Origin of the sequence: Pseudomonas sp. SED1, from assembly GCF_034044025.1 — a bacterium.
Classification (GTDB): Bacteria; Pseudomonadota; Gammaproteobacteria; order Pseudomonadales; family Pseudomonadaceae; genus Aquipseudomonas.
In genome coordinates this window covers 1-12,980 of the sequence record NZ_JAXCIS010000172.1, presented here as the reverse complement: position 1 = coordinate 12,980, position 12,980 = coordinate 1, and the positions used below count along the sequence as shown (strand labels likewise).

General features: G+C 61.0%; 11 protein-coding genes. 8 read left to right on the top strand and 3 right to left on the bottom strand.

Features of this window, described 5'->3' with window-relative positions; translation table 11 throughout:
• Positions 1-154: 154 nt before the first annotated feature.
• Positions 155-1,111 (top strand): DMT family transporter, encoded by a 957-nt coding sequence (locus SNL23_RS21795; protein WP_167662510.1) that lies wholly within the window; start codon positions 155-157, stop codon positions 1,109-1,111.
• On the opposite strand, the gene SNL23_RS21790 is transcribed toward SNL23_RS21795, so the two are convergent.
• Positions 1,108-2,496: a class II fumarate hydratase gene (locus tag SNL23_RS21790; protein WP_003216744.1), complete on the bottom strand. Its 1,389-nt coding sequence runs from the start codon at positions 2,494-2,496 to the stop codon at positions 1,108-1,110. The genes SNL23_RS21795 and SNL23_RS21790 overlap by 4 nt on opposite strands.
• Before the next feature lie 192 nt (positions 2,497-2,688).
• On the opposite strand from SNL23_RS21790, the gene SNL23_RS21785 reads away from it, so the two are divergent.
• The 7 genes from SNL23_RS21785 to SNL23_RS21750 all read left to right on the top strand — a co-directional run bounded on the left by SNL23_RS21785 (position 2,689) and on the right by SNL23_RS21750 (position 10,510).
• Positions 2,689-3,207: a DUF2059 domain-containing protein gene (locus SNL23_RS21785; protein WP_017476194.1), complete on the top strand. Its 519-nt coding sequence runs from the start codon at positions 2,689-2,691 to the stop codon at positions 3,205-3,207.
• A gap of 6 nt (positions 3,208-3,213) precedes the next feature.
• On the top strand, positions 3,214-3,507 hold the full coding sequence (locus SNL23_RS21780; protein WP_003216739.1) for a BolA family protein: 294 nt from the start codon (positions 3,214-3,216) through the stop codon (positions 3,505-3,507).
• A 227-nt stretch (positions 3,508-3,734) separates the two neighbouring features.
• Positions 3,735-4,679: an oxygen-dependent tRNA uridine(34) hydroxylase TrhO gene (gene trhO / locus SNL23_RS21770; protein ID WP_318303475.1), complete on the top strand. Its 945-nt coding sequence runs from the start codon at positions 3,735-3,737 to the stop codon at positions 4,677-4,679.
• A gap of 3 nt (positions 4,680-4,682) precedes the next feature.
• Positions 4,683-5,318 carry a DsbA family protein gene (locus SNL23_RS21765; protein WP_076014457.1) on the top strand — a complete coding sequence of 212 codons (636 nt, stop codon included), beginning with the start codon at positions 4,683-4,685 and terminating at the stop codon, positions 5,316-5,318.
• Positions 5,311-7,131, top strand: a complete 1,821-nt coding sequence (locus SNL23_RS21760) for an ABC transporter ATP-binding protein (protein WP_318303473.1) — start codon at positions 5,311-5,313, stop codon at positions 7,129-7,131. The genes SNL23_RS21765 and SNL23_RS21760 overlap by 8 nt, the downstream gene beginning before the upstream one ends.
• Before the next feature lie 75 nt (positions 7,132-7,206).
• A complete protein-coding gene (locus SNL23_RS21755) occupies positions 7,207-9,669 on the top strand; it encodes an EAL domain-containing protein (protein ID WP_318303470.1) in 2,463 nt (820 codons plus the stop codon).
• 79 nt (positions 9,670-9,748) lie between these two features.
• The gene (locus SNL23_RS21750; protein ID WP_371916619.1) at positions 9,749-10,510 is read left to right on the top strand and encodes a TenA family transcriptional regulator; all 762 of its coding nucleotides are present in this window, start codon (positions 9,749-9,751) and stop codon (positions 10,508-10,510) included.
• A gap of 36 nt (positions 10,511-10,546) precedes the next feature.
• Here SNL23_RS21750 and SNL23_RS21745 read toward each other — a convergent pair whose 3' ends face one another.
• Both SNL23_RS21745 and SNL23_RS21740 read right to left on the bottom strand, forming a co-directional pair.
• Entirely contained in the window at positions 10,547-11,473 is a 927-nt protein-coding gene (locus tag SNL23_RS21745) for a GGDEF domain-containing protein (RefSeq protein ID WP_318303468.1), read from the bottom strand.
• A gap of 169 nt (positions 11,474-11,642) precedes the next feature.
• Positions 11,643-12,917, bottom strand: a complete 1,275-nt coding sequence (locus SNL23_RS21740; protein WP_076014462.1) for an MFS transporter — start codon at positions 12,915-12,917, stop codon at positions 11,643-11,645.
• Between the last annotated feature and the right edge of the window lie 63 nt (positions 12,918-12,980).

Sequence of the window (12,980 nt, the reverse complement as noted above, 5' to 3'; positions counted from 1 at the left end):
GGCAAGAGCCTTTTGGTTACTTTTGGGCTCCTTTCAAAAGTGACCCGCTGTAAGAGCGGAACCAATACAAGCCATCACCCAAAAAACGGATATACACCCACCCCCCGCGTCCCCCTAGAATGCACCTCCTCCACCTCATGCATTCGGGGCATTCATGCACATCTCATCGGGCCGTTGGGTCTACGGTTTATCCCTGGCCCTGCTGACCGCGCTGCTCTGGGGCATCCTGCCGATCAAACTCAAACAGGTCTTGCAGGTGATGGACCCCGTCACCGTCACCTGGTTTCGCTTGGTGGTCTCCGGCAGTTGCCTGTTTATCTACCTCGCCGCCGTAAGACGTTTGCCCAGTTGGCGCTCCCTTGGCCCCAAAGGCGCCTGGCTGGTAGCAATCGCCGTGTGCGGCCTGATGGGCAACTACGTGCTCTACCTCGTGGGCCTGAAACTGCTAAGCCCCGGCACCGCGCAATTGGTGGTGCAGGTGGGCCCGATCTTCCTGATGATCGCCAGCGTCTTCGTGTTCAAGGAACGCTTCAGCCTGGGCCAGGGTGTGGGCCTGCTGGTGCTGATCACCGGCTTCGGCCTGTTCTTCAACCAGCGCCTGACCGAACTGCTGACCTCCCTGGGCAGCTACACCGCCGGCGTACTGACGATCCTCCTGGCCACCACCATCTGGACCTTTTACGCCCTGGGCCAGAAGCAGTTGTTGACCGTGTGGAATTCGTTGCAGGTGATGATGGTGATCTACCTGTGCTGCGCGCTGTTGCTGACGCCATGGGCGCACCCGATGGAAGCGCTGCAACTGAGCCCGCTGCAAGGCTGGCTGCTGCTGGCCTGCTGCTTCAATACGCTGATTGCCTACGGCGCATTCGCCGAAGCCCTGGCCCACTGGGAAGCCTCGCGCGTCAGCGCCACCCTGGCGCTGACGCCATTGGTGACCTTCGTCGCGGTGGCCGTGGCGGCGTGGATGTGGCCCGACTACGTGCACGCCGAAGACATCAACGCCCTCGGCTACGGCGGGGCCGTGCTGGTGGTGCTGGGTTCCGCAACGGTCGCGCTGGCGCCATCGTTGTTCGCCGGGCTCAGGGCCCGGCGTGCACGGTTGGCGTCTTAATGACCGGCTTCCAGCATGTTTTCCGGACGCACCCACTGGTCGAACTCTTCGTCCGTGAGGTAGCCCAGCTTGAGCGCCGCCTCCCGTAAGGTCAGCCCTTCGGCATAGGCCTTCTTGGCAATCTCGGCGGACTTGTCGTAGCCGATGTGCGGGTTCAGCGCAGTCACTAGCATCAGGCCACGCTCAAGGTGCGCGGCCATTTGCTCGGCGTCGGGTTCAAGGCCGGCGATGCAGTGCTCCTGGAAGTTGCTGCAGCCGTCAGCCAGCAGGCGGATCGACTCCAGCAGGTTGTGGATGATCACCGGCTTGTACACGTTCAACTGCAAATGGCCCTGGCTGGCGGCGAAACCGATGGTCACGTCGTTGCCCAGCACCTGGCAGGCCAGCATCGACAGGGCTTCGCATTGGGTCGGGTTGACCTTGCCGGGCATGATCGAACTGCCCGGTTCATTTGCCGGCAACTTGACTTCCGCGAGCCCTGCACGCGGGCCGGAACCCAGCAGGCGCAGGTCGTTGGCGATTTTCATCAGGGCCACGGCCAGGGTTTTCAGGGCACCGTGCAGGGTAGTCAACGGCTCATGGCCGGACAGCGCAGCGAATTTGTTCGGCGCGGTGACAAACGGCAGGCCCGACAGTGCGGCCAATTCCGAGGCAATCGCTTCGCCAAACCCGTGAGGCGAGTTGAGCCCGGTGCCGACGGCGGTGCCGCCCTGGGCCAGTTCGCAGACGGCGGGCAGGGCGCTGCGGATCGCGCGTTCGGCGTAATCCAGTTGCGCTATAAAGGCTGAAACTTCCTGGCCAAAGGTGATCGGCGTGGCGTCCATCATGTGGGTGCGGCCGGTTTTCACCAGTTTCATGTGGCGCGCCGACAATTCTGCCAGGCCGCCGGACAGTTCACGGATGGCCGGCAACAGCTTCTCGGTGACCGCCTGCACGGCGGCGATGCTCATGGCGGTGGGGAAGCAGTCGTTAGAGCTCTGGGAGCGGTTCACATGATCGTTGGGGTGAACCGGGCTCTTGCCGCCACGGGGCTTGCCCGCCAGTTCGTTGGCGCGGCCGGCGATCACTTCGTTGGCGTTCATGTTGCTCTGGGTGCCGCTGCCGGTCTGCCATACCACCAGGGGGAACTGATCGTCGTGTTCGCCGGCGAGCACTTCGTCGGCGGCCTGTTCGATCAGCCGCGCGATGTCGGCGGGCAGGTCGCCATTGCGGTCGTTGACCCGGGCCGCAGCCTTCTTGATCAGGGCCAGGGCGTGCAGCACGGCGAGGGGCATGCGCTGGTCGCCGATGGCGAAGTTCACCAGCGAGCGTTGGGTCTGCGCGCCCCAGTAAGCGTCATCCGGGACTTGCACTTCTCCCAGGCTGTCGGTTTCGATACGGCTCATCGGGCACACTCCTTCAGGTTCGTTTGCGCAGTTTAGGCCGTGATGGACCTTGAGGGTTCCATTAAAGACTTTTCATCGGATTATGTACCGCAAAACCAGGCCCCATAAGGCGTGGGGTTGAGCCGCGGCGTTTTTTAGGCGCAGAATGGGCGCCCTTGGGGTCTTACCTCGCCTGCTAGAAAAGGAAACTCGATGACTCGTCTTCGTGCCATCTGTACCGCGGTTGCTCTGGTATGTGCCAGCGGCCAGGTTTTTGCCGATACCGCCAGCCACAACGCCAGTGCCGAAGCCTTCCTTACCCTGGCCCATGCCGACAAGCTGGGTACCCCGGTGTACATGCAAGTGCAACAAATGTTCGCTCAGCGTTTCGAGCAGACCAAGGCGCCTGCTTCCAAGCAAACCGTTCTGGACACCTACCAGGCCAAGGCCAACACCGCCCTGGACCAGGCCATTGGCTGGAACAAGCTCAAGCCGGACATGATCAAGCTGTACACCAGTAACTTCAGCGAATCCGAGCTCAAGGACCTGGTTGCGTTCTACCAGTCGCCATTGGGCAAGAAAGTCCTGGAAAAAATGCCTCAGCTGACCCAGCAATCGGCCCAGATGACCCAGGCCAAGCTGGAAAGCGCGGTACCTGTGGTGAACAAGCTGCTGGAAGACATGACCAACGAGCTGACGCCAAAAGCCCCGGCCCCGGCCAAGAAGAAGTAAACAGGAATGACCATGCAACAGCGTATCGAATCGGCACTCGTCGCCCTGAGCCCGGAACACTTGAGCGTGCTGGATGAAAGCCATATGCACAGCCGTGGGTTGCAGACCCACTTCAAGGCCGTGCTGGTCAGCCAGCAGTTCGAGGGGCTTAACCGCGTCAAGCGCCACCAGAAGGTCTATGCCACATTGGGCGACCTGATGAGCGAATTCCATGCGTTGGCGCTGCATACCTACACGCCTGAAGAATGGGCGAAAATCGACGCAGCCCCGGCCTCGCCGACCTGCGCCGGCGGACATTGATGGGTATCGACTGAACTCCCCTGTAGGAGCGAGCTTGCTCGCGAAAAACCTGAGAGCGCCGTTGGGTTTCAGGTGTTCCGCGTCACCGTTGACGTCCTTCGCGAGCAAGCTCGCTCCTACAGTTAACGGTTTATCCCTGATAGAATCCGCAACGCGCCGCTTAGTCGGCGCGTTTTTTTTGCATCCGGTTCACCCTTTACGAGGGTAGCCACCTGGAGAGAACACCCATGACTCAACCAATCGTCGTGGCGGCACTGTATAAGTTCGTCACCCTCGAAGATTACGTTGCCCTGCGCGAGCCACTGCTGCAGGCGATGGTCGACAACGGCATCAAAGGCACCTTGCTGATCGCCGAAGAAGGCATCAACGGCACCGTTTCCGGTAGCCGCGAAGGCATTGATGGCTTGATGGCCTGGCTCAAGAACGACCCACGCATGGACGACATCGACCACAAAGAGTCGTACTGCGACGAGCAGCCGTTCTACCGCACCAAGGTCAAGCTCAAGAAAGAGATCGTGACCCTGGGCGTCGAAGGCGTCGACCCGAACAAAAAAGTCGGCACCTACGTCAATCCGCAAGACTGGAATGCGCTGATCAGCGACCCGGAAGTGCTGCTGATCGATACCCGCAACGACTACGAAGTGTCCATCGGCACCTTTGAAGGCGCGATCGACCCGAAAACCACCAGCTTTCGCGAATTTCCCGACTACATCAAAGCCAACTTCGATCCGGCCAAGCACAAGAAAGTCGCCATGTTCTGCACCGGCGGCATTCGTTGCGAAAAAGCCTCGAGCTATATGCTCAGCGAAGGTTTTGACGAGGTGTACCACCTCAAGGGCGGCATCCTGAAGTACCTTGAAGAGGTGCCGCAGGAAGAAACCAAATGGCAGGGCGACTGCTTTGTGTTCGACAATCGCGTGACCGTGCGCCACGACTTGAGCGAAGGCGACTACGATCAATGTCATGCCTGCCGCACACCGATCAGCGCCTCCGACCGTGCATCTGAACACTATGTGGCCGGCATCAGTTGCCCGCATTGCTGGGATAAGCTTTCCGAGAAGACTCGTCGCAGTGCGATCGACCGGCAGAAGCAGATTGAACTGGCCAAGGCCCGCAACTTGCCGCACCCGATTGGCTACAACTACAAGCAATCCCCATCCTCCGAGGCCTGAGCCATGTCCGCGCGCCTGCTCTATGTAATGGATCCGATGTGTTCATGGTGCTGGGGTTTCGCTCCGGTGGCCAAGGCGCTGGTTGAGCAGGCCCAGGCCGCAGGCGTGGAGCTGCACCTGGTGGTGGGCGGTTTGCGCACCGGCAGCGGCGCGGCGCTGGAGCCGACCACCCGGCGCTATATTCTTGAGCACTGGCAGGCGGTCACCGACGCCACCGGCCAGCCGTTCAAGCGGGAGGGCGCGTTGCCTGACGGATTTGTCTACGACACCGAGCCGGCCTGCCGCGCGGTGGTTACGGCCCGCAGCCTGGCGCCGGATTGCGCGTGGAAACTGCTGGGCCTGATCCAGCAGGCGTTCTACGTTGAAGGTCGCGACGTGACCCGCGCCGACGTGCTGGTGGAGTTGGCCGAGACGGCCGGCGTGCCGCGTATCGAATTCGCCGAAGCCTTCGACCGGGCCGATCAGCACGCGGCCACCGCCGCGGATTTCACCTGGGTTCAGGACTTGGGTATCGCCGGTTTCCCGACCTTGCTGGCTGAGCGCAATGGGCAGTTGGCGCTGCTTACCAATGGCTATCAGCCGCTGTCCGAGTTGTCGCCGCTGCTGAGTCGTTGGCTGGAGCGAGCTGCCTGTGCATGATCAGCCCGATCCCGTCGAACAACCCAAGCGCGTCGACCGGCTGACCTGGGCGGAAGTCCGCCGCCTGGCCCTGCATCACAAAAAATCCCTGTGGATCGCCAATGGGGTTGCCGTGCTGGCGACCCTGTGCAGCGTGCCGATCCCGTTGCTGTTGCCGTTGCTGGTGGACGAAGTACTGCTGGGCCACGGCGATGCGGCACTGAAAGTGATGAACCACGCGCTGCCCCTGGGTTGGCAGAAGGCCGCCGGCTATATCGGCCTGATGCTGCTGGTGACCTTGCTGTTGCGTTGCGGCGCGCTGGTGTTCAACGTGTTGCAGGCGCGGTTGTTTGCGCGGCTGGCCAAGGACATTGTCTATCGCATTCGCGTACGGCTGATCGAGCGCCTCAAGCGCATTTCCCTCAGCGAATACGAAAGCCTGGGCAGCGGCACGGTGACCACGCACCTGGTCACCGACCTGGACACGGTGGACAAATTCGTCGGCGAGACCCTCAGCCGATTCCTGGTGGCGATGCTCACGCTGGTGGGCACCTCCGGGATCCTGATGTGGATGCACTGGAAGCTGGCGCTGTTGATCCTGCTGTTCAACCCGCTGGTGATCTACGCCACCGTGCAGTTGGGCAAGCGGGTCAAGCACCTTAAGAAGCTGGAAAACGACAGCACCTCGCGGTTCACCCAGGCCCTCACCGAAACCCTCGATGCGATCCAGGAAGTGCGCGCCGGCAACCGCCAGGGCTTTTTCCTCGGGCGCTTGGGCCAGCGCGCCCAGGAAGTGCGGGACTTCGCCGTCAATTCCCAGTGGAAAAGCGACGCCTCCAGCCGCGCCAGTGGCTTGCTGTTCCAGTTCGGTATCGACATTTTCCGCGCGGCGGCCATGCTCACCGTGCTGTTTTCCGACCTGTCCATCGGCCAGATGCTCGCGGTGTTCAGCTACCTGTGGTTCATGATCAGCCCGGTGGAGCAGCTGTTGAACCTGCAATACGCCTACTACGCGGCGGGCGGGGCGCTGACGCGGATCAACGAACTGCTGGCCCGCGCCGACGAACCGCAATACGCGGGCGGTGCCGATCCGTTTACCGGGCGCGAGACCGTCGGCATCGAGGTGCGCGGCCTGAACTTCGGCTATGGCGAAGAGCTGGTGCTCGACCAGTTGAACCTGAACATTGCCCCCGGTGAAAAAGTCGCGATTGTCGGCGCCAGCGGCGGCGGCAAAAGTACCCTGGTGCAACTGTTGCTGGGGCTGTATACGCCGCAGGCAGGCAGCATCCGGTTTGGTGGTTCGACCCAACAGGAAATAGGCCTGGAGACGATTCGCGAGAATGTCTCCGTGGTGCTGCAACACCCGGCGCTGTTCAACGACACAGTGCGCGCCAACCTGACCATGGGCCGCGAGCGCAGCGACCAAGCCTGCTGGCAGGCGCTGGAAATTGCCCAACTGGATGCGACTGTCAGGGCGCTGCCGCTGGGCCTGGACAGCGTGGTCGGGCGCTCCGGCGTACGCTTCTCCGGCGGCCAGCGTCAGCGCCTGGCCATTGCACGGATGGTGCTCGCGGAGCCAAAAGTGGTAATACTCGACGAAGCCACCTCGGCCCTGGATGCGGCAACCGAATACAATCTGCACCAGGCGCTGGCGCGGTTTCTCACTGGCCGTACCACCTTGATCATCGCCCACAGGCTGTCGGCGGTGAAACAGGCGGATCGGGTATTGGTGTTTGATGGCGGGCATATTGCCGAGGATGGCGACCATCAGCAGCTCATTGCTGACGGTGGCCTGTACGCCAAACTTTACGGACACTTGCAACAAGTGCGGTGATTTAGCCTACGCTGAGCTATCAGGAGCGGTTTTCACTCGCGTGCGTATTTCAGTTGTGCATGTGCAAGGGACCTCATGAAGCAAAAGCAGACTCTCGGAACCCCTCGGTTGTTGGGCATCGTGTGGCCCTTTATTGCCGTCGTACTGTTCCAGGCATTGTTAGGCTGCGTCAGTCTCTACGTGCTCTCGGCGGTGCGCGGCTATGTGGCAGGCGAAAGCCTGTGGTCCAAGGGCCAGAAAGACGCGATCTTTTACCTGACGCTGTACGCCGACAACCGCAACGAAGCCACCTTCCTCAAATACCAGAACGCGATTGCCGTACCCCAGGGCGGGCATGAGCTGCGCGTGGCCCTCGACCACCCGACCCCGGACCTGAGCGCCGCACGCTCGGGCATCCTCAAGGGGGGCAACCACCGTGACGACGTTTCCAGCCTGATCTGGCTATACCTCAACTTTCGCCATTTCAGTTACCTGGAAAAGGCCATCGAGCTGTGGACGGTGGGCGACGGCTATCTGTTGCAACTGGACGACCTGGCGCAGGAGATGCACCGGGCGATCCTGGCCAATCAGGTCAGCAGCGCCGACGTGCACGCCTGGAAGGAACGGATTTTCGCCATCAACGACGGCGTGACCCCGGCCGCCAAAGCCTTCAGTGACGCCCTGGGCGAAGGCTCGCGGATGATTCTGCGCCTGTTGCTGGTGACCAACCTGGCCACGGCGCTGGGCTTGATCGTGCTGGCGCTGTTGCGCACCCACAAGCTGCTGGCCCAGCGGCACGCGTTTGCCGACGCGCTGCAGTTAGAGAAGGAGCGGGCGCAGATAACCCTGGAGTCAATTGGCGACGGGGTAATCACCACCGATGTCGACGGCGCCATTGCGTATATGAACCCGGCCGCCGAAGCCCTGACCCACTGGAAAGGCGCCCAGGCCCAGGGGTTGCCGCTGGCAGCGCTGTTCAACCTGCTGGATGAGAATGCCCAGGCCGACGGCTTTACCTTGATCGAACGCATATTGGGCGGCCAGCTCGGCGGGGGCAGCGAGCATTCAAAGCTGATTCAGCGTCTGGACGGCACCACCGTGTCCGTCACCCTGGTGGGCGCGCCGATCCGCAGTGCTGGCAAAGTCGTCGGCGCGGTGCTGGTGCTGCACGACATGACCCAGGAGCGCCAGTACATCGCCAACCTGTCCTGGCAGGCGACCCACGATGCCTTGACCGGCCTGGCCAACCGGCGCGAGTTTGAGTTCCGCCTGGAGCAGGTGCTGCACAACGTCGGGCGCCAGCAAAGCGGGCGCCATGCCTTGATGTTCCTTGACCTTGACCAGTTCAAGCTGGTCAACGACACCTGCGGGCATGCCGCCGGGGATGAGCTGTTGCGGCATATCTGCGCGCTGCTGCAGTCGGACCTGCGCGAAGGCGACACGCTGGCCCGGCTGGGCGGCGACGAGTTCGGCATCCTGCTGGAAAACTGTCCGGCACAGGTGGCGGAAAAAATCGCCGAAAGCCTGCGCCATACCGTGCAGAGCCTGCATTTTGTGTGGAAGGGCAGGCCGTTTGTCACCACCGTGAGTATCGGCCTGGTGCACATCACCCAAGCCCCGACCACCCTGGAAACCTCCCTGCGGGCTGCCGACATGGCGTGCTACATGGCCAAGGAAAAAGGCCGCAACCGCGTGCAGGTGTATCACGCCGATGACTCGGAATTGTCCCTGCGTTTTGGCGAAATGGCCTGGGTGCAGCGCCTGCATATGGCCCTGGAAGAGAACCGCTTTTGCCTGTACGCCCAGGAAATTGCGCCGCTGGGGCACACCGAGCATGGCAATGGGCATATCGAAATCCTGCTGCGCCTGCATGACGAGGCGGGGCGGATCATCCTGCCGAACAGTTTTATCCCGGCGGCCGAGCGTTACGGTTTGATGACATCGCTGGATCGCTGGGTGGTGGAGAACGTGTTCAAGATCGTCGCGGGCTGTATGCGTGAGCGCCCGGCCCGGCCTATGGCTATGTGTGCGATCAATCTGTCAGGCATTACCATCGGCGATGAGGACTTTCTCGGGTTCTTGCGTGAGAAATTCAGCGCGTATGGCATTCCGCCAGAAATGATTTGTTTTGAAATTACAGAAACCAGCGCTATCGCGAATTTGGGTAGTGCAATTCGTTTTATCAACGAACTCAAAGAGTTAGGGTGCCATTTCTCCCTCGATGACTTCTGCGCCGGGATGTCCTCGTTCGCATATCTTAAACATTTACCTGTAGACTTCTTGAAGATCGATGGAAGTTTCGTAAAGGATATGCTGGACGACCCGATTAACCGCGCTATGGTCGAAGTGATCAATCACATCGGTCATGTCATGGGTAAGCGCACAATTGCCGAATTTGTCGAGACACCCCAGATCGAACAAGCCTTGCTTGAGATCGGGGTCGACTACGCTCAGGGATACCTGATCGAGCGACCGCAGTTGTTTACCTTTGATAGTTTGCAGTGTCGACCTGTGCGACCGCAGCCTCTGTTATTCAAGGCGCCTGGCACGTTCCGATGAAACATTTGCTGGTCTGTACATATCACACATCAAAAGGAGCCCGACAGTGATCGACACATTCAACAGAACCGGCCCGCTTATGGAAGCCTCGAGTTACCCCGCCTGGGCACAACAGCTGATCCAGGCTTGTAGCGAGAGCAAGCGCCGCGTTGTCGAACACGAACTGTACCAGCGCATGCGCGATAACAAGCTCAGCGCCAAGACCATGCGCCACTACCTGATTGGTGGCTGGCCAGTGGTTGAACAGTTTGCGTTGTACATGGCACAGAACCTCACCAAGACCAAATTTGCCCGCCATCCTGGGGAGGACATGGCGCGCCGCTGGCTGATGCGCAATATTCGCGTGGAACTCAACCATGCCGATTATTGGGTGCATTGGGCGCGTGCTCATGGTGTCAGCCTGGAAGAGTTGCAGGCACAGGAAGTGCCGCCGGAGCTGCATGCACTCAGCCATTGGTGCTGGCACACCAGCTCGGCCGATTCGCTGATTGTCGCGATTGCCGCCACCAACTACGCCATTGAGGGGGCCACTGGGGAGTGGTCAGCCGTGGTGTGTTCCACCGGTGTCTATGCCGCGGCTTTCCCTGAGGAAGACCGCAAGCGCGCCATGAAGTGGCTGAAGATGCATGCCCAGTACGATGATGCTCACCCGTGGGAAGCGCTGGAAATCATCTGCACCCTGGCCGGCATGAACCCGACCCAGGAACTGCAGGTAGAGCTGCGTCAGGCGGTGTGCAAGAGCTACGACTACATGTACCTGTTCCTGGAACGCTGCATGCAGTTGGAAAAATCGGCGACTGCCACCCGTAAACAACCCACCCTGGTTGCCAGCGAAGCATAAACCGCGTGATGGCGGGGCTACCGTGAATTAAAGCGGTTACCCCGCCATTGCCAGGCGATTGCGGCCTTCGCGCTTGGCCACATACAAGGCGTTGTCCGCCCGGCGCAATACGCTCTCGGCGGACTCTCCTGCCAGCAAGGTCGAGCAACCCAGGCTCACCGTCAATTCGATACGTTCATCATCCGCCCAGTATTCCTGGGCCTGTGCCGCATGGCGCAGGCGCTCACCGACCATCGACGCCGCATCCCGGCCGGTGTTGGACAGCAGGATCAGAAACTCTTCCCCGCCAAACCGAAACACCATATCCACATTGCGCAGCTGGCTCTTGATCGAGGCGGCAACGGCCTTGAGCACCTTGTCGCCTGTGGCATGGCCGTGGCTGTCGTTGATGCGTTTGAAGTGGTCGATGTCCAGCATCAGCAAGGACAGCGGCTGCAGGTGCCGGCGGGCCATGTCGATTTCCCGTTGCAGGGTCTGGTCCATGGCGATGCGGTTACCGGTTTCGGTCAGCGGGTCGCGCAGGGCGCTGCGGGTCGCCGCGCGGTAGAGCAGGGCGTTGCGCATCGGGTAGAGCAGGGTGGCCAGCAGTGATTCCAGGTTGGCCAACTCGTCTTCCATGAAGCGTTGGTTGCGCCGAAACACCAGTTCGCCGAGGTGCTCGCCTTCGTGGCTGAGGGTATAGCTCACCGAATGATGGCCGCGATGGCCATATTCCAGGCGCAGGTCGCTGGCTTCGTGACGGTATTGCAGGGCGTCCAGTGGCACCAGGCGTTGGATCTCGCGGAAGAACAGCGCGAGGATGTGCTCCGGCTCCAGGCTGGTTTGCAATTGCATGCCCAGTTGCTGGCGAAGTTGCACAACGGTGGTGGGGCGGCGTGTAAGAAGGGAAGGCTGACCAAAGCCCAGGCGTTGCAATTTGGCGCTGTCGAAGTCAATTGCGTTGGTCTGGGTCGGTGTTTTCATAAGTGTATGAGCCTCTAAGCACAAAACTGTCTTACAGGCTGGGTGAGAGCGTCGTACTGTTCCTTCAGTTCCGTAGGACTGACGTATAGTCTAGCCCGGTTTGCCGAAGGGTATAACTGCCGCACGTCTTATAGCCGGGGCTGCGTTGCCGCAAGCCCCGGCGTGGGGCCTATTGTTTTTGCGGATCAAACTGCTTGTCGCGGATGAACAGCGCCGGGATCACCCCGCAGATAAAGTACGCGCCGCCCATCACCAAAAATCCTACGCCGATCGAGCCATGGGACGCCAGGAAGCCAATGGCGGCCGGTGCCACCGCTGCGCCAATTCGGCCAATGTTGTAGGCCCCGCCCACCGCTGAGCCGCGAAATTTCGCTTCGAAGCTTTCGGTCATGTAGGTCGCATTCACGCCGTAGGGAATGCCGTACAGGAAGCCGAACACAATCAGCATCCACAGGATGTTGTCCGGGCTCTGGAACAGCACGATCACCGGCAGGAAAATCGCCGTGCCCAACGCGCCGACGGCGAACACCAGGCGCCGGCCCAGGCGGTCTGCCGCGAGCCCGGCGAGGATCTTGCCGAAAATCATCGCCGCGTAGGTGCCGACCATGTAGCTGGTCATCGACTTGAAGTTCATCCCCAGTTCGCCTTCCAGGTACGACGGCATCCAGTTATTGACGCCGTAGTAGCCGAACTGCAGGAAGCCTGCGGTCAGCGCCCAGAGGATAAACATGCGGCTGGCTTTCGGGTCGCTGAAGATCAGCTTGAACATGCCGTCGGGTTTCTTCGCCGACACGCGCTTGATGCCCTCGGCCTTTTCCCGGGCGCGTTCGGCCTGGGCCTTGATCCAGGCTTGGGGCTCCGGCACCAGGCGTTGCATCAGCACGGCGAGGATCACTGGGATGATCGCCACGTAGAACAGCCAGCGCCAGCCGTGGTTCGGCAGGATCCAGCCCGCGAGCAAGGTGGCGACGATGTAACCCACCGACCAGCCGGCCTGCAGGGTGCCGAGCACGGTGGTGCGATAGCGGGTCGGCACGTATTCGGCCATCAGCGTGTTGCACGCGACATACAGCGCGCCCAGCCCGAGGGAGGCGAAGAAGCGTGTGCTCGCAAACTGCCAATAGCTGTGGGTCATGCCCAGTATCGCCGTGCCGGCGGAGAACAGCACGATGCTCCAGACCACGGTTTTCACCCGGCCAAAACGGTCACAGGCCCAGCCGCCGTAAATCCCGCCGATGGCCATCCCGGCCAGGGTGAAACTGCCCAGGCTGCCGGCTTCGACACTGGTCAGGCCAAACTCGGCCTTGAGGCTGCTGAGGCTGTAGGACAGCAGCATCAAGTCGGCACCGTCGATCAGCAGGCCGAGGAAGCAGAAGATGAAAACAATGATCCACAGGTTGTTTTTCGCGGGCGACAACGCACCCGCCTGAGTGGCGACTTCCATAGCGATACCTTGTTGTAGTTGTTAGGGCACTGGGTATGGGTGTTGCAGTTAATGGGTTGGAAC

Coding starts and splice junctions, on each gene's coding strand:
- SNL23_RS21780 (WP_003216739.1), top strand. CDS start 3,214: ATGACCATGCAACAGCGTATCGAATCGGCACTCGTCGCCCTGAGCCCG.
- trhO (WP_318303475.1), top strand. CDS start 3,735: ATGACTCAACCAATCGTCGTGGCGGCACTGTATAAGTTCGTCACCCTC.
- SNL23_RS21745 (WP_318303468.1), bottom strand. CDS start 11,473: ATGAAAACACCGACCCAGACCAACGCAATTGACTTCGACAGCGCCAAA.
- SNL23_RS21785 (WP_017476194.1), top strand. CDS start 2,689: ATGACTCGTCTTCGTGCCATCTGTACCGCGGTTGCTCTGGTATGTGCC.
- SNL23_RS21750 (WP_371916619.1), top strand. CDS start 9,749: ATGGAAGCCTCGAGTTACCCCGCCTGGGCACAACAGCTGATCCAGGCT.
- SNL23_RS21740 (WP_076014462.1), bottom strand. CDS start 12,917: ATGGAAGTCGCCACTCAGGCGGGTGCGTTGTCGCCCGCGAAAAACAAC.
- SNL23_RS21795 (WP_167662510.1), top strand. CDS start 155: ATGCACATCTCATCGGGCCGTTGGGTCTACGGTTTATCCCTGGCCCTG.
- SNL23_RS21765 (WP_076014457.1), top strand. CDS start 4,683: ATGTCCGCGCGCCTGCTCTATGTAATGGATCCGATGTGTTCATGGTGC.
- SNL23_RS21790 (WP_003216744.1), bottom strand. CDS start 2,496: ATGAGCCGTATCGAAACCGACAGCCTGGGAGAAGTGCAAGTCCCGGAT.
- SNL23_RS21755 (WP_318303470.1), top strand. CDS start 7,207: ATGAAGCAAAAGCAGACTCTCGGAACCCCTCGGTTGTTGGGCATCGTG.